20 protein-coding genes are annotated in these 20,949 nt (G+C 63.9%); 10 read left to right on the forward strand and 10 right to left on the reverse strand.

Features of this window, described 5'->3' with window-relative positions; genetic code table 11:
• Positions 1 to 30 precede the first annotated feature (30 nt).
• Positions 31 to 1,311, reverse strand: a complete 1,281-nt coding sequence (locus KQH53_18285; protein MCB2228631.1) for an MFS transporter — start codon at positions 1,309 to 1,311, stop codon at positions 31 to 33.
• Positions 1,312 to 1,502: 191 nt separating this feature from the next.
• Here KQH53_18285 and KQH53_18290 point away from each other — a divergent pair, with 191 nt between their 5' ends.
• From KQH53_18290 to KQH53_18300, 3 genes are all read left to right on the forward strand, one after another.
• Positions 1,503 to 1,892, forward strand: coding sequence for a secondary thiamine-phosphate synthase enzyme YjbQ (locus KQH53_18290; GenBank protein MCB2228632.1), 390 nt, complete (start codon positions 1,503 to 1,505; stop codon positions 1,890 to 1,892).
• Positions 1,893 to 2,354: 462 nt separating this feature from the next.
• A complete protein-coding gene (locus tag KQH53_18295) occupies positions 2,355 to 2,708 on the forward strand; it encodes a hypothetical protein (protein MCB2228633.1) in 354 nt (117 codons plus the stop codon).
• Between the two features lie 165 nt (positions 2,709 to 2,873).
• On the forward strand, positions 2,874 to 3,323 hold the full coding sequence (locus KQH53_18300; GenBank protein ID MCB2228634.1) for a tetratricopeptide repeat protein: 450 nt from the start codon (positions 2,874 to 2,876) through the stop codon (positions 3,321 to 3,323).
• A gap of 360 nt (positions 3,324 to 3,683) precedes the next feature.
• On the opposite strand, the gene ggt is transcribed toward KQH53_18300, so the two are convergent.
• From ggt to KQH53_18325, 5 genes are all read right to left on the reverse strand, one after another.
• Entirely contained in the window at positions 3,684 to 5,306 is a 1,623-nt protein-coding gene (gene ggt, locus KQH53_18305) for a gamma-glutamyltransferase (GenBank protein MCB2228635.1), read from the reverse strand.
• 16 nt (positions 5,307 to 5,322) lie between these two features.
• Positions 5,323 to 6,216 (reverse strand): 4-hydroxy-tetrahydrodipicolinate synthase, encoded by an 894-nt coding sequence (dapA, locus tag KQH53_18310; protein MCB2228636.1) that lies wholly within the window; start codon positions 6,214 to 6,216, stop codon positions 5,323 to 5,325.
• A gap of 14 nt (positions 6,217 to 6,230) precedes the next feature.
• On the reverse strand, positions 6,231 to 7,334 hold the full coding sequence (locus KQH53_18315) for an alanine--glyoxylate aminotransferase family protein (protein MCB2228637.1): 1,104 nt from the start codon (positions 7,332 to 7,334) through the stop codon (positions 6,231 to 6,233).
• Between the two features lie 158 nt (positions 7,335 to 7,492).
• Positions 7,493 to 8,593 (reverse strand): sulfotransferase, encoded by a 1,101-nt coding sequence (locus KQH53_18320; protein ID MCB2228638.1) that lies wholly within the window; start codon positions 8,591 to 8,593, stop codon positions 7,493 to 7,495.
• Positions 8,594 to 8,706: 113 nt separating this feature from the next.
• A complete protein-coding gene (locus KQH53_18325; protein ID MCB2228639.1) occupies positions 8,707 to 10,200 on the reverse strand; it encodes an L-lactate permease in 1,494 nt (497 codons plus the stop codon).
• A 108-nt stretch (positions 10,201 to 10,308) separates the two neighbouring features.
• Here KQH53_18325 and KQH53_18330 point away from each other — a divergent pair, with 108 nt between their 5' ends.
• On the forward strand, positions 10,309 to 10,764 hold the full coding sequence (locus KQH53_18330; GenBank protein MCB2228640.1) for a MarR family transcriptional regulator: 456 nt from the start codon (positions 10,309 to 10,311) through the stop codon (positions 10,762 to 10,764).
• On the opposite strand, the gene KQH53_18335 is transcribed toward KQH53_18330, so the two are convergent.
• The 3 genes from KQH53_18335 to KQH53_18345 are packed head-to-tail and all read right to left on the reverse strand — an operon-like array spanning position 10,761 to position 14,555.
• Positions 10,761 to 12,704 carry a response regulator gene (locus tag KQH53_18335; GenBank protein ID MCB2228641.1) on the reverse strand — a complete coding sequence of 648 codons (1,944 nt, stop codon included), beginning with the start codon at positions 12,702 to 12,704 and terminating at the stop codon, positions 10,761 to 10,763. The genes KQH53_18330 and KQH53_18335 overlap by 4 nt on opposite strands.
• Before the next feature lie 2 nt (positions 12,705 to 12,706).
• Complete coding sequence (locus KQH53_18340) at positions 12,707 to 13,150, reverse strand: response regulator (protein ID MCB2228642.1); 444 nt, start codon at positions 13,148 to 13,150, stop codon at positions 12,707 to 12,709.
• Entirely contained in the window at positions 13,143 to 14,555 is a 1,413-nt protein-coding gene (locus tag KQH53_18345; GenBank protein MCB2228643.1) for a PocR ligand-binding domain-containing protein, read from the reverse strand. The genes KQH53_18340 and KQH53_18345 overlap by 8 nt, the downstream gene beginning before the upstream one ends.
• 311 nt (positions 14,556 to 14,866) lie before the next feature.
• Here KQH53_18345 and KQH53_18350 point away from each other — a divergent pair, with 311 nt between their 5' ends.
• Positions 14,867 to 15,583, forward strand: coding sequence for a tetratricopeptide repeat protein (locus tag KQH53_18350; GenBank protein ID MCB2228644.1), 717 nt, complete (start codon positions 14,867 to 14,869; stop codon positions 15,581 to 15,583).
• Positions 15,584 to 15,634: 51 nt separating this feature from the next.
• Entirely contained in the window at positions 15,635 to 16,333 is a 699-nt protein-coding gene (locus tag KQH53_18355) for a lipid-binding SYLF domain-containing protein (protein ID MCB2228645.1), read from the forward strand.
• 262 nt (positions 16,334 to 16,595) lie between these two features.
• Here the strand turns inward: KQH53_18355 and KQH53_18360 are convergent, their stop codons facing one another.
• Positions 16,596 to 16,865 (reverse strand): hypothetical protein, encoded by a 270-nt coding sequence (locus KQH53_18360; GenBank protein MCB2228646.1) that lies wholly within the window; start codon positions 16,863 to 16,865, stop codon positions 16,596 to 16,598.
• A 338-nt stretch (positions 16,866 to 17,203) separates the two neighbouring features.
• On the opposite strand from KQH53_18360, the gene dsrA reads away from it, so the two are divergent.
• The 4 genes from dsrA to KQH53_18380 all read left to right on the forward strand — a co-directional run bounded on the left by dsrA (position 17,204) and on the right by KQH53_18380 (position 20,948).
• Positions 17,204 to 18,475 (forward strand): dissimilatory-type sulfite reductase subunit alpha, encoded by a 1,272-nt coding sequence (gene dsrA / locus KQH53_18365; protein MCB2228647.1) that lies wholly within the window; start codon positions 17,204 to 17,206, stop codon positions 18,473 to 18,475.
• 23 nt (positions 18,476 to 18,498) lie between these two features.
• A complete protein-coding gene (dsrB, locus tag KQH53_18370) occupies positions 18,499 to 19,584 on the forward strand; it encodes a dissimilatory-type sulfite reductase subunit beta (protein ID MCB2228648.1) in 1,086 nt (361 codons plus the stop codon).
• A 148-nt stretch (positions 19,585 to 19,732) separates the two neighbouring features.
• The gene (locus KQH53_18375) at positions 19,733 to 20,116 is read left to right on the forward strand and encodes a pyridoxamine 5'-phosphate oxidase family protein (protein MCB2228649.1); all 384 of its coding nucleotides are present in this window, start codon (positions 19,733 to 19,735) and stop codon (positions 20,114 to 20,116) included.
• 241 nt (positions 20,117 to 20,357) lie between these two features.
• Positions 20,358 to 20,948: a hypothetical protein gene (locus KQH53_18380; protein MCB2228650.1), complete on the forward strand. Its 591-nt coding sequence runs from the start codon at positions 20,358 to 20,360 to the stop codon at positions 20,946 to 20,948.
• Position 20,949: the final 1 nt, after the last annotated feature.

The raw sequence follows: 20,949 nt of genomic DNA on the forward strand, positions 1-20,949 counted from the left end.
CTACGAGGCGCAACGCGGCTTGGGGGCCTTTCAGGCTTGCGCCTTGGCTGCTTGCTTCCCGCCTTGGCCCCGCTGCTTCCAGAGCAAGCCCGCCAACAGGGCCAGCCCGGCGATGGTCAGGGCGCTGGCCCCGATCATCACCACCCCATAGCCCCAGGCGTCCGAGAGCCAGCCCGCGGCCAGGGCCCCCAGCACCGAGCCCACCGCGGTGGAGGAGTTGTACACCCCCAGGGCGTTGCCCTCGGGCATGGTGGCCAGCTGGGCGGCGTAGGCGGTGCCGGCCACGATCAAGGGCGACCAGGCCACGGGCATGAACACAAACGCCGCCTGGCTCAGCAGCCAGTTGTCCCCGGTGTGCACGTAGGCCAGGAAAGACATGCCCAGCATGGAGACCAGGGTCATGAGGATGCCGATGACCAGCACCGGCCCGTCGCCGATCTTTTCGGCCAGGATTCCGGAAGGGGCGTAGGCGAAGATGCCCAGGGTGGCGGCGATGGCGTAGGACAGGGAGCTCATGCCCGCGTCCACCCCGTAGAGGTCCTTCATCAGCAGGGGATAGAGGTTGTAGACCATCCAGGTGCCTAGCATGGTCAGCACCCAGCTCAGGATGAACAGACCGAAGGGGCCGTCCCATTCCCGGACCAGGCCCTTGATGCCCCGCAGGGACAGACCCAGGCTGTGGTGCAGTGGGTTGTAGGCATGGCGGGGGGTGCGCAGGACGTGGGTCTGGAAAGAGGCGGTGGCGACCTTGCGGCGATCCTTCTCCGGAGGAAGGCCCATGCGCCCCAGGATGTAGCCCGGCACCATCAGGGCGGCGGCCAGGCCCATGCCCCACAGGGGCGCGGCCTGCAAGGCGGCGGCCAGGCCCAGGCCCAGGGCCTGCCCGGTGCCGTAGAAGGTCTGCAACCATCCGATGCGCGGGTCCCATTGCTCCTTGGGCTTGAACTCCACGATGAACATGGCGGCCACGGTGTTGGTGGCCGCCGCGCCGGCCCCCTGCACAAAGGCCAGCACCAGCCAGAAGGCCAGGTTGTGGGTGAGGGCGAAGGCCCCCAGCCCCAGGGCCAAAAGCACGTAGCCCAGGGAGTAGACCAGACGGTGCCAGCCGCCGCGGTCGGTGATCCAACCCCACAGGGGGGCGGTGAGCTGGCCCAGATAGAAGGCGGCCACCACCTCGCCGGCGGCGGAGTTGCTGCCCAGCTTGGCCACGATGAGCGGGATGAGAATGGGGGCCACACCCAGCACGGCCGCCCCCTGGAAGGCGTAGCCGCCGTACCAGCGGTCGCTGTAGGTCTTGATTCCCGAAAGCAAAAGACACTTCCTTGGCCGTGGGGGATAAATGCGGCGGCACGGCCCCCCGAAGGGAACCGTGCCTGCTTGAGAACCCAGGCTGCCACGTATGCGGCCGCGGAGGCAAGGGCCGATTTTTTTGGCGAGCGGCCCGCCTGGCCGGAGAGCGCGCCCATTGGCTACAATGAATCAATTCAACCCGGGAGAGAAACATGGAGCGCATTAGCGTAAAGACCCAGGACCATGCCGAGGGCGTGGACATCACCCGCCAGGTGCAAAAGATCGTGGCCGCCTCCGGAGTGCGCCGGGGATGGTGCGAGGTTTTCGTGCCCCACACCACCGCCGCGGTGATGGTAAACGAGGCGGCGGACCCGGCGGTGCTTAGCGACATCATAGCCACCCTGGACAAGCTAATTCCCTGGCGCGGCGATTACCGCCACATGGAAGGCAACTCGGCGGCGCATCTGAAGAGCGTGTTGCTGGGGGCCACGGTGCGCCTGCCGGTGGAAGATGGCCGCCTGTCCCTGGGCACCTGGCAGGGCATTTTCTTCATGGAGTTCGACGGCCCGCGCACCCGCAAGGCGTGGGTGGACGTGGCTTGAACGGGTCGCTTCGTCTCGCGGGGTAACGCGAAATGCCCCCTTGGCCCGGCCTCGCCTTTATGAGCTGTTATTCACCAAATCATCTGGTAATTGTAGGGATCATTATCGAGTGCGAATGGTTTATAATTAAAATCAATATGATACGCCTGCAAATATCGTAAACGCCGTGGTTTTGTTGCAAAAATGGAACGCCGGGCGGCGGCAAAAATGCGCCGAAATACATATAAATGATAGTCTTTTCCACTGGGGCAGTGGCTTGGGCGGGATGGGTTGTAAAAAAACAACTAAACACACATATCGCCAAAATAAAACAATTGATACCCTCAAAAATCTGCCGGGGTAAAAGTTAATATCTAGGATTTTTCTTGTTGCTCTATTGCCTATAAGCCTGGTTTTGAATATACTGCAAATATATTTGTCGGTTCGCAATTTAAACCTGCCCCTTCAATAAAGGAGAGAAAATTGGCCAGGAAATCGAAATGGAGTCCGGAGGATAGAAAAAAGCTGCTGAAGATGGTGGGCGACGGCGTCTCCGAGCAGGAGATCCGCGAAAAGCTGGCTTATAAAAATAAAGCCATGACTTCGGTGGAGTTCGCCCAGCAACTGAAGATGGCCATGGTGGAATCCGGCAAGATCAAGCAGGAAACCGCCCCCGCCAAGCAGGCCGCCAAGCCCGAGGTGTACAAGGTCACCTCCACCGGCCGCCTCACCGTGACCGACTTCAGCGACAAAACCGGCGCCAAGGCCGGCAGCAAGTTCAGCCTGGAAAAACCGCGCGGCCGCTCCAACGCTTGGAGACTGGTGCCGGTAGACTAAGCTTCCGCAACTCCGTATCCGCATCGCCTCCACCTGCTTCCCGCCCCATGACCCGGGCGGGACAGGTGGTTTTCGTTTGCGCGGCGAGGGACCCGGAAGACAAGCCCGGGCCGACCTATTATAATTGAAAGCCAAACGCTTACACCCACCCCGCAAGGAGGCCCCATGACCGCCTTTCGCCGCCTGAGCTCCCTGTTGATCCCGCTGTTGCTCCTGGGCCTGTGCCTGGCCGCGCCCTCATTGGCCGGCGGCAAGGAAGAGATCGTGGCCGGCAACCGCGCCGCGTCCAAGGGCCAGTTCAAGACCGCGGTAAAGCACTATGGCAAGGCCATCAAGGCCGGCGACCTGAGCCCGGCCAACCTGGCCGTGGCCTACAACAACCGGGGCAGCGCCAACGACGACCTGGGACGCCGCAAGGCCGCCCTGGCCGACTTTGCCTCGGCCCTGAAGCTCAAGCCCGACTACGCCGAGGCCTACTACAACCGCTCCTTTGCCTACGAGAAGATGGGCAAGCTGAAGGCCGCCCTGGCCGACGCCAAGAAGGCGGCCAAGCTACAGCCCAAGGACGAAACTTATTTGCAGCGGGAGTATTACCTGGCCACCAAACAAAAGTAGGTGGTAGCGAGCGGGCTTCGTCAGCCACTGGAATACTGCGTTATTGGCTGCGCTTCAGCCTCGACGTATTAATCAATACGCCTCGGCTGCTGCTCGCCAGACGCCTTGTCTTCCAGCGGCTGACTGTGCCCTTGGCCTTTAGAGAAAAAGAAAGCAGGCTACCCATGCGCGGGAAGCCTGCTTTTTGTTTTGCGATTAATCTAGGTCGTCACCGGCACAGCCAGGGAGGGTTAGACCAGGCGCGGCCAAGCGAGTTCCGCAGGCGTATATGTCAATACGCCGAGGAAACGAGCGCGGGCCGCGACGCCGTATAGCACTGCCTGGCGAAGCCGGCGGTTGAATTGTCTGGCGAAGCCGGCGCTAATAACCCAGAGCCATGCCGTCCTTGCGGCGGTCACTGGCCCCCAGCCAAACACCCTGCTCCTGGTCGCGCCACACGATCTGGCCGCCGCCCACCTGGTTGATGGTGTAGTCGGTCCAGTCCAGCAGATGCCCCCGGCGCTCCAGCTCGGCGGCCACCTCGGGCGCGAAGCCCTCCTCCAGATACACCCCTTTGCGGTCCATGCAGCGCAGGCGGGGCGCGTCCAGGGCCTGCTGCAAATTCAGGCCGTGGTCGATGAGATTCACCAAAAGCTGGGCGTGGCCCTGGGGCTGCATGTCTCCGCCCATGACCCCGAAGGCGGCGGCCAAACGGCCCTGGTCCAGGAGCATGCCCGGGATGATGGTGTGCAGAGGCCGCTTGCCCGGTTCCAGGCAATTGGCGTGGGCCTGGTCCAGGGCAAAGGAGATGCCCCGGCAGTGCAGGAGGATGCCGGTGTCAACCGGCACCAGGCCGCTGCCGAAGGGCGTGAAGATGCTGCTGATGAAGCTGACCGCGTTGCCCGCCTCGTCCCCGGCGCAGAGGTAGACCGTGTCGCTGCCCAGGGGAGGGGCCGCGCCCTCCAGGGGCAGGGCTCGCTCCGGGTCGATGCGCGCCCGGCACTGCTCGGCGTATTGCGGGGAGAGTAGCTGCTCCACCGGCGCGCGCGCGAAGGCCGGGTCGGTGACGTAGCGGTTGCGGTCCTCAAAGGCGATCTTGATGGCCTCGGCCATGAGGTGGGCCTTGTCCGCGCCCGAGGGCTCCAGGGCGGCCAGCTCGTATCCCTCCAGGATGCTCAGGATCTCCAGGGCGGTGATCCCCTGCCCGTTGGGCGGCAGCTCCAGGACGGTCCAGCCCCGGTAGCCCAGCATGATCGGCTCCACCCACTCGGAGCGGTGGGCGGCCAGGTCCTCCACGCCGAGCCAGCCTCCGGCCTTTTGCACGCAGGCGCTCATGGCCTCGGCCAGCTCGCCTTGATAAAAGACCTCGGGGCCTTGCTCGGCGATGAGCTTGAGGGTGCGGGCCAGGCCGGGGTTGACGAACATCTGCCCCGCCTGAGGCGGATGGCCCTCGACCAGGTAGGCGGCGGCCGAGTCGGGATCGGCGGCCAGGTGGTCGCGGAAGGCGGCCCATTCTCCGGCGATGACCTCGCTCACCGGGAAGCCTTGCGCCGCGTAGCCGATGGCCGGGGCCAAGAGGGTGTCCAGGCCCATGGTGCCGTGGGCGGCCACCAGATCGGCCCACCCGGCCAGGGCGCCGGGCGTGGTCACCGCGGCGCCGTGGCGGGTGGGGATTTTATGGTGTCCTTGGGAGAGGATCTGGCCGGGATCGGCCCCGGCCGCCGAGCGGCCCGAGCCGTTGAGCCCCACGATGCGGCTGCCCCCGTCCAGGGCGCACAGGGCGAAGCAGTCGCCCCCGATGCCCACCGAGTAGGGCTCCACCACGCTGAGCACCGCCACCATGGCCACGGCGGCGTCCACCGCGTTGCCCCCGTTTTCCAAAACCCGCACCCCGGCCCGGGTGGCCAGGGGCTGGCTGGAGGCGGCCATGCCCCGGGGGGCCATGACCACCGAGCGCTGGGCCGGGGTGGCCCAGGGCCTCATGCCGGGGTAGCGAAAGCGCATGGGGCCCTCCTTTTTTTTAGTCGGCGGAGGCGAAGGCCAGCTCGGCCCGTAGCTCCTCGATCACCGACTCGCCGGGCAGGGCCAGGGGCATGCGCACCGCGCCGCCGGCGTAGCCCGCCATCTCCATGGTGACCTTGAGCCCGCCCACGCCGTAGACCCGCGTCACCAGGGCCGCCAGCTTGGCGATGCGCCATTGCAAATGCTTGGCCCGGGCGTGGTCGCCCTTCTTGGCCGCCTCGAACAGCTCCACGCAGCGCGCGGGCATCACGTTGCTCACCGCCAGGATGGCGCCGTCGGCCCCCAGGCTGGCCGCGGAGTAGACCACCTCGGCGTTGCCCACGAAGATCTTGAAGTCCTCGCCCTGGGTCTGGCGGATGATCTCGCTGAGCTGGGCGATGTTGCCCGAGGAGTCCTTGATGCCCGCGATGTTGGGGTGGCCGGCCATGGCCGCCACGGTCTCGGGCTCCATGTTCACGCCCGTGGCCTGAGGCACGTTATAGAGCAGCACCGGGATGGTCGCCGCTTCGGCCACGCGCAGATAGTGGGCGCTCAGGTTGGCGGGCTTCATCTGGCCCTTGAAGTAGCAGGGCGTCACCACCAGGGCGCAGTGGGCCCCCATCTCGGCCGCCCGCGCCGTGGCCTTGATGGTTTCGCGGGTGGACTCGCGGCCGGTGCCCGCCATGACCAGCTTGTCCTCGGCGGCGGCTTCGGCCGTGGCCGCCACAACCTGGTCCTGCTCGTCCTGGCTCATGAACACCGACTCGCCGTTAGAGCCCACCGCCAGATAGCCGCCCAGGCCGGTGCTGTTCCAGGCGCTTACGTTGGCCTTGAGCGCGGCCAGGTCCAGCTCCTCGTCCTTGGTGAAGGGCGTGGCCATGGGGGGAATGATGCCTTGCAACTGAGGGGCCATGTCTCGATTACCTCCTAGGCGAAGTCGGCCAGGGCGCGGAGAAGCACCGCGACCTTTTGCACACAGGCGTTCTCGCCCATCAGGCCGATACGCCAGATCTTGCCGGCCACCGGCCCCAGGCCGCCGCCCAGCTCGATGTCGTAGTCCGCCAGCAGCTGCTTGCGGATGCCTTCAACGTCCCAGCCATCGGGCGGGAACACGCTGGTCAGGGGCGGCAGGCGATAGCCCTCGGCCGCCCAGAAGCTGAAGCCCATCTCGGCCAGGCCCTTGCGCAGGTGCTCGGCCGCGGCGGCGTGGCGCTCGATGCGGTTTTGCAGGCCCTCTTCCTGGATGATCCTGAGGCCCTCGCGCAGGCCGTAGATCATGGTGATGGGCGCGGTGTGATGGTAGAGCCGCTCGGAGCCCCAGTACTTCATGAGCATGGTCAGGTCCAGATACCAGCTCTGCACCTTGCTCTTGCGAGACTTCAAGACCTCCAGGGCCTTGGGCCCGAAGCTCACCGGGGCCAGCCCGGGAGGCACGGCCAGGCACTTCTGGGTGCCGCTGTAGCAGGCGTCGATGCCCCACTCGTCGAGCTTGAGCTCAACCCCGCCCAGGGCGGTCACCGCGTCCACCAGGAACAGGGTGTCCTTGTCCTTGAGGTAGGCGCCGATCTCCTGGATGGGCTGGAGCACGCCGGTGGAGGTCTCGGCGTAGACGATGGCGCAGAGCTTGGCCTCGGGATGGGCCTTGAGGGTGTCGATGATCGCGGCCTGGTCCAGGGGCCCGCCCCACTCGGCCTCCACCTTGATCACCTTGGCCCCGCAGCGCTCGGCCACGTCGGCCATGCGGGTGCCGAACACGCCGTTGATGCACACCACCGCGGTGTCGCCCGGCTCCAAGAGATTCACGAAGCAGGCTTCCATGCCCGCGCTGCCCGTGCCGCTCACCGGGAAGGTCATCTGGTTGGTGGTCTGGAAGGTGTCCCGGAGCATCGAGCACACCTCGTCCATCATCTGCATGAACAGGGGGTCCAGGTGGCCCACCAGGGGTGTGGACATGGCGCGAAGCACCCGATAGGGCACGTTGCAGGGGCCGGGGCCCAGAAGCAGTCTCTGCGGTGGTTTCAACTCGTCCATGAGGTCGACTTCCTTTCAAACAAAAGCGATACGGCGGCCGGGAGGCGCGCATCCCCCAGCCGCGAATTGACAAATTTTATCATATCAGAAGGGTTGGGTCCGCCCTCAGGCTAAGAGCCGGCAAAACAGCGACGCGGCCCGCCCAGAGGCGGCGATATTCAACGCCAGAAGTAGGCCGACTTTCTCACCATGGCGGTATAGATACGGTTGGCCACCCGGGCGTATAGCCGCTTGGGCCCGGACCCGGCCCGGTCCATTTGGCGGATCGGCATGCGGCGCAGGTGATCATAGGCGTGGAAATATTGCTCGCAGATGGTCAGCAGCTCGTCCGGCTCCGGCTCCAGCAGGTTGGGGTCCACCGCGGGGTCGAAATAGGGGGACTCGGCGCTGTAGCAGGTCTTGGCCATGAGGTCGGCGCAGACCTGGCTTATGAGGTCCACGTCTTGGGCGGAGAGGGTCTGGGCAAAGCGGCCGATGGACTTGGGGCTGATGCCCGAGAGCTTTTGAAAGGAGCTGTTGCCCGTCCAGGCTTTCCCCGCCGCCGAGGGCTCGTACAGGGCCTTCTCCAAGGGTAGGTCCAGAAAATCGGTCAGCTTGGCGATGCTCTCCCGGGGGGCGGAGGTCAGGTCCTCGTAGCGCAAGATGTAATAGCGCCCGGGGTATTGCCCACGGCCCAGCAAGGCCCGGGCCACCGAGTCGTTCCAGAGCAGGGCCTCCATGGCCGGGTTTATGGCGTAGCTCCGCCGGTAGGCCACCATGCTGGAGATGGTGTCAAAGGGCGAGCGGATGATGTGCACCACCTTGGAATCGGCGGTGAAGTCCAAGAGCTGCTTGGCCCCGAAATGGCCGTTGGATGCATGCCAGCTTATGAAGCGGGCCCGGTCGTAGCTGCCCGCGAAGGCGGGGTCGGCGATGGAGTTGAAAAACACCTCGGAGACGCGGTTGATAGCCTCCTCGCAGGGCAGGGGAGGGTCCACCTTTTGTTGCAGGCCGCGCTCGAACTTGGCGGCGTCGAAGGGCAGGTGCCGGGCCTTGCCCTTCTTGCCCGCCACCACCGCCCGGAACTTGCGCAGGCGGCCGCTCTTTTTCAGCAGCTCCTCCAGGGTGCGCACCCCGTCGTAGGCGGCCCAAAAACCGTCCCCCGGGGTGAAGCGGGCCTCGCTGGGATAAGCGGCTATCTGGGAATGGCCGTCGAAGATCCGGTTGACCAGGGACCCGCCGCTGCGGGGCAGGCCGGCCACGAATATGAGCTGCTTCAAGAGGAGACCTTCCCGGGCTGAAACCTTTTCACCGGCCGTGCCGGCCGGATAAACCCGGGGGCCACTATAACATGGTGGATTAGGGGTTCAAAGCGGCGGCCCGGGGTCCCTACTCAGACAAAGAGCCAAAGAACCACCCCCACCAGAAGCGACGCGGCCACCCCGATGGGTATGGTCAGGCGCAGGATGTTGCCCTCCTGGCCCAGGGCCCCGCACATGGGCGCGGCGATGGCAATCTTGAAGGGCGAGGAGATGGAGCCCAGCGAGGCCCCGACGGCCAGGCCCGAGGCCAGCCACACCGGGCTGATGCCCAACATCTCCGCTCCCTGCACCTGGAGCTGGCCGAAGAGCATCAGCGAGGCCACGCCGTAGCCGGTGAGGAAGGTGCCCACCCAGCCCAAAAGCGGCGCGAAGATGGGGTAGAGGCTCTGGGCGTAGGTGATGAGCCCCTGGGCCATGACCCAGGGGATGTTGCTGGCGTTGGTGAGCTTGGCGAAGTCCGGGGCATAGCCGGAGTAGGCGATCATCTGGCCCATGGCCCCGAAGAGAAGCATGGCCGCCGAGGCCACCATGGCCTTTTTGCAGCCGGTGGCGAGCACCTGCTTGAGCTCGGCCCCCCGGATGCCCAGGAGCTTGATGGCCAGGGCCGCGGCCAGGAACAAGTAGAGGTAGGCCGAGAACAGGGGCCGGAGGGTGATGGTGTGCACCGGGATGACGCTGACCTTGAGGCTGAGGCGAGAGAAGGTCAGCTCCTTGAGCGGGCCGATGGCGTTGAGGGCCAACAGCACCGCCAGGATGAACAGGAAGGGGGCCAGGTCCCGGAGGATGCTCTTGTTCAGGGGCAAACGGCGGGTGCCGATCAAGACCAGGCCCGCGATGAGGGCCAGGCCTCCCACCATGCCCGAGATGGACACCGCCAGCCAGGCCACGGCGGCCAGGGCCGCGAAGCCCACCAAGGCGCCGCAGGCCAGCACCAGCATCCAGCGCGCGAAGCCGGGCAGGGGCCGGGGCAAAAACAGCGGCACCACCGCGGCCATGGCCAGGGTGGCGGGGATGGAGAGCCAGCCCGAGGCCAGGCCCAACTCGCTGAGCGGCAGGCCGGTGATCAGGGCCAGGACGGTGATGAAGATGCCGGCCATCTCCAGGGTCATCAGGCCCGCGTAGCCCACGATGCTCAGGGCCGCCGCCCCGGCCGGGGCCACCCCGGCGGCGGCCAGCATGGGCGCCACCACCGGCTCGGCGATCACCCCCGCGCCCTCCATGAAGTTGCCCACGCCCATGGTAATTAGAAGGCTGCGGTGAAAGCCGTCGCGCACCCCGCCCATGAACCAGTCCACGATGCGTTTCAGGGCCCCGGCGGCCATGAGCAGGCTGGAGAGCAATATGCCCGCGAAGATCACCAGCACCAGGGGCAGGGTGGTCACCAGGCCGTCCACCCCGGCCAACAGGGCCACGCCCAGGGGGGTGTCGTAGCCCCAGACGACCAGGAGAAGAGTGAAGGCGGTGCCGTAGATGGAAAGGTCCAGGGCCGGGCGGCGAAAAAACACCGCCAGCACGGTGAGCAGAAGCACCGGGGACCAGCCCAGCAGGAAGCTCCACAGGTCCATGGCCCTCACCCCCGCCTCTCGGGGGGAGAGGCCGCGAAATAGTTAACACGTTAACCAAATATTATGCTAACTTTTCACCGGGTGTCAAACCCAATGTGGGAAGGCGGCATGGCTCAGGCAAAGGCGAAAACCGGCCCCCGGCCCAGCCGGGACGAGCGCATCATGATGGCCTTGGTGCGCGTGGCCGAGCTGTTCAAGCGGCGCTCGGCGGCGGTGTTCCGCGAGCACGGCCTCAGCTTCTCGCAGTACAACGCCCTCCGGGTGCTGTGGTCCCTGCCCGGGGGCCGGGCGGGCCTCAGCGAAGTGGGCCGCCGCATCCTGGTTTCCAAGCACAACCTTTCGGGAATCGCCAAGCGCCTGGAGGCGGGGGGCTTCGTGCGCCGTCTGGAATCTCCCCAAGACGAGCGCCTGCGCCTGGTGGCGCTCACCGCCAAGGGCCGCCAGGTGCTTCTGGCCATCGCCGAGGCCCAGGAGGCCAACGTGCAGCAGATGCTGGCCCCCTACTCGCTCGAGGAACGCGAGGCCCTGCTCCGGGTGCTCCGGGACATGCTCTCGCGGCCCTAGAACTTCTCCGGCATGATCTCTTGCAGTTTCCGCCTGAGCTGGGAGGGCGTGTAGGGCTTTTGGATGAACCCGGCCAGGCCCTTGCCCGCGAAGCGGTTGGTGGTCTCGGCCTCGTTGAAGCCGCTGGACAACAGCACCCGCACCCCGGGCTTCATGCGCCGGAGCTGGGCGAAGACCTCCTCGCCGGAGAGGCGGGGCATGGTCAGGTCCAGAAGCACCAGGTCCAACTCGTCCTGGTTTTCCTTGAAGGCCTCCACCCCCTCCATCCCGTCGTGGGCCTCCAGAACGCGGCAGCCCATCTTCTCCAGAGCCAGGCGGGTCACCGCGCGCACCATCTCATCGTCGTCCACCAAGAGCACCACGGCCGGCTGGGCCAGGTTTTCCGACTCGGCCGGGTGGCGGGCCTCTTGCTGGGCCTTTTTGTCGCTGGCGGGCAGGAGCACCTTCACCGAGGTGCCCTTGCCCGGCTCGCTGTAGACCTTGATGGCTCCCTGGTGCCCCCGGATGATGCCCAGCACCGCGGCCAGGCCCAGGCCCCGCCCCGCGAACTTGGTGGTGTAGAAGGGGTCGAAGATCTTGGCCTTGGTGGCCGCGTCCATGCCCACCCCGGTGTCCGAGACCTCCAGGTGCACGTAGTGCCCCGGGGGCAGCTCCTCCTCGACGTAGGTCTCGGCCAGGTAGGACTCGTCCACCTCGGTGGTGCCGGTGGAGATGGTGATGGTGCCGGGCTTGCCGTCCAGGGCGTCGGAGGCGTTGGTGATGAGGTTCATGATGATCTGGCGCATCTGGGTGACGTCGGCCTCCACGGCGGGCAGCCCCTCTTCCAGATCCAGGCGCATGAGCGCCTGCTTGCTCACCACGGTCCTCAAAAGCTCGTTGAGCTCCTTCACCAGCCGGGCCAGGTTCACCGTCTTGATGACGAAGCGGCCCCGCCCGGAGTAGGCCAAAAGCTGGTTGGTCAGGTCGGCCAACCGCTTGGCCGCGGTCTCGATCTGTTCCAGGTAATGGTTCAGGGACGATTCGGCCGGCAGATCCAGGCGGGCCAGCTCGGCGTTGCCCAATATGCCCATGAGCATGTTGTTGAAGTCGTGGGCGATGCCTCCGGCCATCACCCCCAGGCTCTCCAGCTTCTGCACTTGCTGAAGCTGCTTCTCCATCTTCATGCGCTGATTTTCGGCCAGCTTGATCTGGCTGATGTCCTGGCTTACCGAGACCAGGCATTCCCGGCCCTTGAGGGTGAGGGGCTCTCCGGAGTAGAGGGTGGGTATCTCGCGGCCGTCCTTGGTGCGGCGGGTCACCTCCAGGTTGTGCACCGATCCCTCGGCCTTGATTTGGCGCATGGCCTCGGCCCGCTTCCGGAGGTCGCCCCAGGTGCCCAGCCCCAAGCTGGTGTTGCCCAGCACCTCATCGCGCCTATAGCCGGTGGCTTGCAGGAAGGCCTCGTTCACCTCCAGGTACTCGCCGGTGTCCATGTCGCTGATCACCACCCACACCGGGCTGTGTTGGAAGGCCTTGGCGAACTTCTCTTCGCTGTCGGCCAGGGCCCGCTGGTTGCGCCAGCGCTCGAGGGAGTAGCGCACCGCCAGCCTCAAGGTGAGCGGGCCGATCTCGCTCTTGAGCAGGAAATCCTGGCTGCCCTCCCGCAGGCTCTCCATGGCCAATTGGGGATCGTGATGTCCGGTGAGGATGATGGCCGGGGTGTCCTGGGCGGCCCGGGTGAGGCGGTGGAAGGTGTCGATGCCCTGGCTGTCGGGCAGGCCCAGGTCGGCCAGGATCAGGTCAAAGGGCTCGCGGCCCAAAAGCTCCAGCGCGGCGGCCAGGCTTTCGGCCACCTGCAACCGGCAGTCCATGCTCTCGGATTCAGCCAGGTACTCGCTCACCAGGCGGGCGTCGCCTGGGTTGTCCTCCACCAGCAGGATTCGGCACAGCTCGGCGCTCATCATCACACCTGGGAAGGCAGCTTCACGATGGTCAGCCAGAAATCCTCGATCCGCTGTACCACCTCCATGAAGCGGTCCAGCTCCAGCGGTTTGGTGATGTAGCAGTTGGCGTGCAGGTTGTAACTTTTAAGGATGTCCTCCTCGGCCTCGCTCACCGTGAGCACCACCACCGGGATGCTCTTGATCTCGTCGTCTTCCTTGATGGCGGCCAGCACCTCGCGGCCGTCCATGCGCGGCAGGTTCAGATCCAGGAGCACCACATCCGGTCGGGGGGCGTCGGTGTATTCGCCCTGGCGCCGCAGGAACTCCATGGCCTTGACCCCGTCGTCCACCCAGAAAAGCTCGTTGGCCACCTTGGCCTCCTTGAGGGCCTCCTGGGCCAGGCGGGCGTCGCCCTGGTTGTCCTCCACCAACAGTATCTTGATGGGCTCGGCGTAGTTAGGCATCGTGACTTTCCTCCCGGTCGGGGATGGAGAAATAGAAGGTGGAGCCCTGGCCGGGGGTGGACTCCACCCAAACCCGCCCTCCGTGGCGCTCGACGATTTTCTTGACCAGGGCCAGGCCGATGCCGGTGCCGCCCAGGGCGGCCTTGGAGGCCAGGCGTTGGTAGATGACGAAGATGCGGTCGAAGTATTGGGTCTCGATGCCCACCCCGTTGTCGCTCAGGCTGAATATCCACTCATTCTCGCCGCGCCGGGCCTCCGCCCGCAGGCGGGGGGGCTCCTCGCGCCGGTACTTCACCGCGTTGTGCACCAGATTCTGGAAGACCTGGGTCAACTGGCTGGGGTCGGCGGTTACGCGGGGCATCTCCCCCCGGCTAATTTCGGCCTGGTTTTCCTGGAGCTGGGCGGTCAGGTTCCCCAGGGCGCGGTCCAGCGCCTCCCCGCTTTCGGTGGGCTTGGGGTCCGCCCCCCGGGTGGTCACCCGGGAGTAGGTCAGCAGGTCCTGGATCAGGATCTTCATGCGCGCCGCGCCGTCCACCGCGAAGGCGATGAAGTCGTTGGCGTCCTGGTCCAGCTTGTCCTGGTAGCGCCGTTGCAGCAGCTGCACGTAGGAGCTGACCATGCGCAGGGGCTCCTGCAAATCGTGGCTGGCCACGTAGGCGAATTGCTGCAAATCCCGGTTGGAGCGCTCCAACTCGGTTTTGGTCTTCACAAGCCTTCGGTTGACCCGCTCGGTCTGCCGGCGGGCTTCAACCGCCTCTTGCATCTTCTCTTGAGTCTGCCTTTGGGACTCTTGCAGAGCCTGGGTGCGCTCTTCCACCCGATCTTCCAGCTCGTGCATGATTTTTTTCAGGTTTAGCCTGTCCAGGCCCGCTTCCCCCAGGAAGGCGGCGAAGGCGGCCAGGTAATCCAACTTGAGCGCCACCTCCTCGTCGGACAGGATGGGAACTCTGGAAAGCGCCCACAGATATTCATCTTCCTCGAAACCGAACTCACGGGCCTGTTGGCGAAAGAAATCCAGGTCCGGTTTTTCCGATAGGAATTGTCCGATGTAAAGGTTGGCGAAATGGACTCCCTGGATGCGCACCGGAATGGCCGCGTCGACCATGCCGTTGAGGCAACGGTAAACGTTGTAGTCCTGGCCCTGTTCCAGCTGGTTGGCCAGGCCCACGTCCGAGGCATGGCAGCGCCGGGCTGTGTCGGGGTGAATCCGATGGAAGCGGGTGCAGATGTCCTGCCAGCCGGAGGCCACCAGCACCTTCCCTTCCAGGTCTAATAGGGCGGTGCCGGTGTCGGTGGCGGCGGTGAATTTCTCCATGAGCAACTGTAGCTGCTCGATGTTGATCAGATCTGAGATGTGGAACTCGTCCCGCAACCGGACGCCGATGTTTTGGGGAGCTTCTTCCATGACTCAACTCTCTGGCCGGTTTGGGCGGTAAAGGCGCCATGGAACCCCGGGGAGCCTGGCGCGGACCTTGGGACGGCAAAATGCCCTGTCGCCAACAATTGCCCAGGCTTGTCTGCGGCCCCCTTGCTTTCGCGCAAAACCTGGCGGAGGCAAATAGAGTCAGCGCTCATAGTATTCCAAGGCAAATTGCCCAGTCAACCGTGGGGTTTTTGCCTGCTGGGCCCCAAGGCGGGGCGGGCCGCCGCGGCGCGGCAATTCTGGACAATAAAGGCCGCGTGGGCCACAATTAGCGCCATGAAAGGAGCGTGCCCGTGAAAGTAGACTTGACCCAGGCCCTGGAGAGCCTGGATGAGGCCCGCCTGCTGGAGTCGGACGAAGGCACGGCCAACGCCTTGTTCAAGGTGGGAGTGGGATACCTGCAAAGGGGCAGCCTGGACGCGGCCGCCGAGGCCCTGGACGAGGCGCTGCACCTGTGCACCAAGCTGGAAAACCCCGTGGGCCGGGGGCAGGTGCTCTTGCGCCTGGCCGAGCTGGCCGCCGCGGCGAACCAGCCCGAAGCGGCCCTGGAGCGTCTGAGCCAGGCTGAGGAGAGCTTCCGGAGCATCCCCGACCAGGCCGGGCTGGCCTCGGCCCTGGAGCGCAAGGGCAACCTCCTGGAGGCCCAGGGCGACCTGGAAGGAGCGGCCGGGGCCCTGGAAGAGGCCCTGCGCCTGGCCCAGGAAGCGGGCGACGAGCTCAGCCAGCTTCTGCTCTACCAATACCTGGCCCCCCTGTACCGCAAGGCCGGCCACGCCGAGACCGCCCTGGAGGCCTACCGCCGCCTGGGGGTGCTCTGCCAGGCGCTCAACGATCCCCAGCGGGAGGCCCTGGCCTTGGTGGGCGTGGGCGCCCTCTTGGCCCAGCGGGGCGATGTGGAGGAGGCGGACCAGGCCCTGGCCGGGGCCCAGGAGCTGTTTCACCGAATGGCCCTGCCCCAACAGGCCAAGCAGGTGGCCGCCGAGCGCGAGCGCCTCAAGGCCACGGACTAGACCAAAACGGGCCGCGCCTTTGGGGCCGGCCCCCAGGACAAGGATGGCGAGATGAAGTTATTGGGCAAGATGCTCATGATCCTGGCGATGCTGGGCCTGGTTCTGGCGGCGCCGGCCTGGGCGGGCTCGGACAAGCTGGAGGCCGACCTCAAGGTGCAGCAGGCCCGCATAGCCTTCCTCAAGTTCATGGAGTCGCCCGACGCGGGCACCCCGCGCTGGCTGCTCAAACGCTGCCGGGGGGTGGCCCTGTTCCCAGGCATGATCAAGGCCGGGTTCATCGTGGGCGGCAACTACGGCAACGGGGTGATCCTCAGCCGCAAGCCCGACGGCTCCTGGAGCGCGCCCGCCTTCTTCGAGATGGGCGGGGCCTCCCTGGGCCTGCAAATAGGGGCCAGCAGCACCGACGTGTTCATGGTGATCATGACCGAGGTGGGCATGAACGCCCTGCTTAAAAACCAGGTCAAGCTGGGGGTGGACGCCTCGGCCGCGGCCGGGCCGGTGGGGCGCGACACCTCCGCCGCCCTGACCGGGGGCAGCTTCAAAGCCGACGTGTACTCCTACTCGCGCAGCGCGGGGCTCTTTGCCGGGGCCATGCTTTCCGGCGCGGGCATCGAGTACGACCGCAAGTTCACCACCGACTACTACGGCGCGCCCTACAACGTGGCCACCATCTTCAAGGGCGAAAAAAATAAGCCGGTCATCCCGCCCAGCGCCCAGCAGCTCATCGACACCCTGAACAAGTACGACTAGGCCCCGCGCCCCCCAAAATCCAACGGCCCGCCCTTGACCGGGGCGGGCCGTTTTTTTGAACAAAAGATCATTCAGGCACCAATCCTGGGCAACATGCCCTCCTTGGCGCTTAATTAAAGCAAATCGCCCCGCCCCGCGGCACAGCCAGGCGCCGCTGGGCTAGGCGTCCGGCGAGCGAGGGCCGGAGGCGTAGCCTTAGCTACGGCGAGGGCCGAGCGAGGCCGGCAACAACGCCCAGCGGTGGCTGGCGAAGCCGCCTAAGTCAGCAGGTGCCGCAGCCTTTGGCCCTATGATCGTCATACCAACCTTTCACAAGGTGCTTGAGCTCGGTGCGGTCCGCCCCCAAAATCTCGCCGATCTGGGACTTGGTGAGGATGCCGGTGAAAAAGGCGAACTTGCACAGGTAAATTAACGAATCCAAACTCACGGGCTGGGCCTTTTCGCTCAGCCAGCCCTCCACCCCCTGCGCCTTGATCGCACGGGACAACTGTTCGTGATGCTTGGCAATTTCTGGGTCGTTCCGGTCGCGCATGAAATTTTTCCGTGCTTGGGGTAGCCTAGTGTGGCAGATTGTAGCTAAGCCGTCTCGTTGGGGCAAGTTGGCTGTTTTTTGGTTGACATGAACTTGCCGCCTTCCTATAATCGCGCCATTGTGAATATAGGGACTTGAGGTTCCCTTCTGGAAAAACGAAAAGTTAGCTCGACTGGGCTAATTGGCAATAACCCGCGTCCCAAGGGGGGCCCAGCGGTTCTCCCGGTGGCGGGTCGTCTACATATATTAGTGCCAAGTCCATGCAGGGTCTTGGCGGGCGTTTTACGTATAACCAAGGTAAAACCACTCTCAGCAAATAACCACGGAGGTTTTTTCTCATGGCTAAACTGCATGACACTCCGATGCTGGACGAGCTGGAAAAAGGGCCTTGGCCAAGCTTCGTTACCGACATCAAAAAACTAGCTGAAGCCGGTAATGAACCTTGCGCCGACCTTTTGGGTCAGCTCGAGCTCTCCTACAAGGATAAGGAGGGCCACTGGAAGCACGGCGGCATCGTGGGCGTTCTGGGTTATGGTGGCGGCGTTATCGGCCGTTACTCCGACGTACCCGAGCTGTTCCCGGGCGTGGAGCACTTCCACACCCTGCGTGTGAACCAGCCCGCATCCAAGTTCTACAAAACCGAGCGCCTGCGCGAGGTCATGGAGATTTGGGACCGCCGCGGTTCCTCCATGCTCAACATGCACGGCTCCACCGGCGACATGGTGCTTCTGGGCGCCTTCACCGAGGAGCTGGAGCCCATCTTCGCCGAGCTGACCCAAAAGGGTTGGGACCTGGGCGGATCCGGTTCGGCTCTGCGCACCCCCTCCTGCTGTGTGGGCAAGGCTCGTTGTGAGTTCGCCTGCATCGACACCCAGGACATCTGCTACAACCTGACCATGGAGTTCCAGGACGAGATGCACCGTCCGGCCTGGCCCTACAAGTTCAAGTTCAAGGTTGACGGTTGCCCCAACTGCTGCGTGGCCTCGCTGGCCCGCTCCGACTGCGCCATCATCGGCACCTGGCGCGATGACATCCGCATCGACCAGGAAAAGGTCGCCGCTTACGTCAACGGCGAGATCGCGGCCCACGGCGGCGCTCACGGCCAGGACGACAAGCTGGACATCAAGGCCGACGTCATCGACCTGTGCCCCACCGGCTGCATGGCCTACGTGGACGGCAAGCTGGAAATCAACAACGCCGAGTGCACCCGCTGCATGCACTGCATCAACGTGATGCCGCAGGCGCTGCGCCCGGGCCTGGACAAGGGCGCCAGCATTCTGATCGGCGCCAAGGCCCCCATCCTCGACGGCGCCCAGATGGGTTCGCTGATCATCCCCTTCATCAAGATGGAAGAGCCCTACGACGACTTCAAGGAGTTCGTCGAGAAGATGTGGGACTGGTGGGATGAGAACGGCAAGAACCGTGAGCGCATCGGTGAGTGCATTCAGCGCCTGGGCCTGTCCGCGTTCATCGAGGCCTGTGACCTCGATCCCATCCCGCAGATGGTCAAGGAGCCCCGCTCCAACCCCTACATCTTCTACAAAGAGGATGAGGTGCCGGGCGGCTTCGAGCGCGATATCGCTGACTACCGCAAGAAGCACGCTCGCTAGGCGGCTCAAAGGAGGTTTATATCATGGCAGAAATAGTAGCCAACAAATTGACCGACATTGGGCCCCCTAAGTACGACGAGATGTGGCCCGAGGTCATTAAAAACAACTACGGCAAGTGGCTCTACCACGACATCCTGGAGCCCGGCGTGATGGTGCACGTGTCCGAGACCGGCGACAAGGTCTGGTCGCTGCGTTGCGCCGCCACCCGCCTGATGACCACCATGCACCTGGAAGCCATCTGCAAGATCGCCGACGAGTTCGGCGACGGCTTCTTCCGGTTCACCACGCGTAACAACGTGGAGTTCATCATCAGCGACGAGTCCAAGCTGGAGCCCTTGAAGAAGGCCCTGGCCGACAACGGTCAGCTGCCCCTGGGCGGCACCGGCGCTTCCATCACCAACATCGTGCACACCCAGGGTTGGGTGCATTGCCACACCCCGGCCATCGACGCCTCGGGCGTGGTCAAGGCGGTGATGGACGAGCTGTTCGATTACTTCAACTCCCACAAGCTGCCGGCCCAGGTGCGTATCTCCCTGGCCTGCTGCCTGAACATGTGCGGCGCCGTGCACTGCTCGGACATCTCGATCCTGGGCGTGCACCGCAAGCCTCCGGTCATCGAGCACAGCCACCTGGACAAGATGTGCGAGATCCCGACCACCATCGCCGCTTGCCCCACCGCCGCCATCAAGCCGTCCAAGGTGGACGACTTCAAGAGCGTGCAGGTCAATGCCGACCGCTGCATGTTCTGCGGCAACTGCTACACCATGTGCCCGGCCATGCCTTTGGCCGACGCCGAGGGCGACGGCATCGCCCTGTGGGTGGGTGGCAAGGTCTCCAACAGCAAGCACATGCCCATGTTCTCCAAGCTGGCCGTGCCCTACATCCCCAACGAGCCTCCCCGCTGGCCCACCACGGTCGAGACGATCAAGAAGATCGTCGAGGTCTACGAGGGCAGCGCGATGAAGTACGAGCGCGTTGGTGAGTGGGCTCAGCGTATCGGTTGGGAGAAGTTCTTCGAGAAGACCGGCATCGAGTTCAGCCACCACCACATCGACGACTACCGCTTCGCCGCCACCACCTGGCGGACCTCGACCCAGTTCAAGTGGTAGACCGTCCGGCGCATTAGCGCCAACGCTGCAAAGCAATGCCGCCCGGGGATTTACTCCCCGGGCGGTTTTTTGCGTCCGCTCCCCGTGCTAAGCTGGTCGAATAAGGAATCGATCTCAACCGGGCCGAAAGGCCCGCCATCCGGGAGGCATGATTATGGAGCTGGAGCAGTATTTCGAGAGCGCCAAGGGCATGGGCGTGTTGGCCACGGCCGACGGCGAGGGCAAGGTGGACGCGGCGGTGTACTCGCGGCCCCATTTCCTGGGCCCGGATACGGTGGCCTTCATCATGCCCGACCGCCTGACCCACCACAACTTGCAGTCCAACCCCCATGCGGCCTATCTCTTTGCCGAGGAGGGCTCCCAGCGCAAGGGCCAGCGCCTGATGCTAACCAAGCTTCGCGAGGAGACCGACCAGGCCAAAATCGCCGAGCTCAGGCGCAGCCACCACGGCGGCGAGGGCGAGCCGCGCTATCTGGTGGTGTTCAAAATCGACAAGGTCTTGCCCCTGATCGGCGCGGGCAAGGAGGGGTAGGGGGCTTACTAGCCCGAATTACGCTATGATTTACCGCCTGGGGAGAGATCTCCCCGGCGGTTTTGTGGGGGAATTATAAATGAGTTAGCTAGAGCTAGGTATTTATTGGCCAACTTTATATGTATTGATGTGGGTGAATGTTGAGTGTTTAACCTGGGTGGGTTTGTTAAGCGGTAACAGAGGAAAATTATTCATATGCAAACACTGAGTGGTTGGACCATTCGACTGGAGTGGTTAGGTTTTGAATGAAAAAAAGACAGGACTGGTTTTAAAGCTAAAACTTGATGAAATTGAAAAAGCTGTCGGCCTCTGCATTGGACAGGGATTAATTGAGCCGTCCCTTGTCCTTCTATACTCTGCCATTGATATTTTGGGGTGGCTTGACAGCAGTGAAGAGTGGGCGTCTAAAAAGAGTTTTATGGCTTGGGCAAACAAATATATTTTAATTGATAATTCATTGAATTGCACTGATATAGAATTGTATGGTGCCCGCTGCGGCTTGCTCCATACATTTTCACCGGATTCCAAACTTAGTAAACACGGTGAGGTTAGACGTGTTGCTTATGCTTTTGCTCCGGCCAAAGTCGAGGAGTTGCGTAGAAGTATTGAAGCGATAGAGTGGTCCGATAAATTGGTGGCTGTGCATGTTGGCGACCTCTATGAGAGGTGGCAAATTGGAGTGGAACGTTTTCTTGAAGATCTTAATAAAGATCAGGCTAGAAAAAGCAAAGTATATTATAAGGTGAGCAAGTTTTTTTCTGTTATGAAACCAGAGGACGTAAGGAAATTAACCGAGAATATTGAAAATGGTAAGTTAGAGGATACGATCTAGT

Source organism: Desulfarculaceae bacterium, assembly GCA_020444545.1.
Classification (GTDB): Bacteria; Desulfobacterota; Desulfarculia; order Desulfarculales; family Desulfarculaceae; genus Desulfoferula.

Bases quoted from the DNA above. Each gene is read 5' to 3' on its own strand.
- dsrB (MCB2228648.1), top strand. From the start codon at position 18,499: ATGGCAGAAATAGTAGCCAACAAATTGACCGACATTGGGCCCCCTAAG.
- KQH53_18355 (MCB2228645.1), top strand. From the start codon at position 15,635: ATGAAGTTATTGGGCAAGATGCTCATGATCCTGGCGATGCTGGGCCTG.
- dapA (MCB2228636.1), bottom strand. From the start codon at position 6,216: ATGGCCCCTCAGTTGCAAGGCATCATTCCCCCCATGGCCACGCCCTTC.
- KQH53_18325 (MCB2228639.1), bottom strand. From the start codon at position 10,200: ATGGACCTGTGGAGCTTCCTGCTGGGCTGGTCCCCGGTGCTTCTGCTC.
- KQH53_18315 (MCB2228637.1), bottom strand. From the start codon at position 7,334: ATGGACGAGTTGAAACCACCGCAGAGACTGCTTCTGGGCCCCGGCCCC.
- KQH53_18290 (MCB2228632.1), top strand. From the start codon at position 1,503: ATGGAGCGCATTAGCGTAAAGACCCAGGACCATGCCGAGGGCGTGGAC.
- dsrA (MCB2228647.1), top strand. From the start codon at position 17,204: ATGGCTAAACTGCATGACACTCCGATGCTGGACGAGCTGGAAAAAGGG.
- KQH53_18340 (MCB2228642.1), bottom strand. From the start codon at position 13,150: ATGCCTAACTACGCCGAGCCCATCAAGATACTGTTGGTGGAGGACAAC.
- ggt (MCB2228635.1), bottom strand. From the start codon at position 5,306: ATGCGCTTTCGCTACCCCGGCATGAGGCCCTGGGCCACCCCGGCCCAG.
- KQH53_18360 (MCB2228646.1), bottom strand. From the start codon at position 16,865: ATGCGCGACCGGAACGACCCAGAAATTGCCAAGCATCACGAACAGTTG.
- KQH53_18345 (MCB2228643.1), bottom strand. From the start codon at position 14,555: ATGGAAGAAGCTCCCCAAAACATCGGCGTCCGGTTGCGGGACGAGTTC.
- KQH53_18335 (MCB2228641.1), bottom strand. From the start codon at position 12,704: ATGAGCGCCGAGCTGTGCCGAATCCTGCTGGTGGAGGACAACCCAGGC.
- KQH53_18375 (MCB2228649.1), top strand. From the start codon at position 19,733: ATGATTATGGAGCTGGAGCAGTATTTCGAGAGCGCCAAGGGCATGGGC.
- KQH53_18300 (MCB2228634.1), top strand. From the start codon at position 2,874: ATGACCGCCTTTCGCCGCCTGAGCTCCCTGTTGATCCCGCTGTTGCTC.
- KQH53_18330 (MCB2228640.1), top strand. From the start codon at position 10,309: ATGGCTCAGGCAAAGGCGAAAACCGGCCCCCGGCCCAGCCGGGACGAG.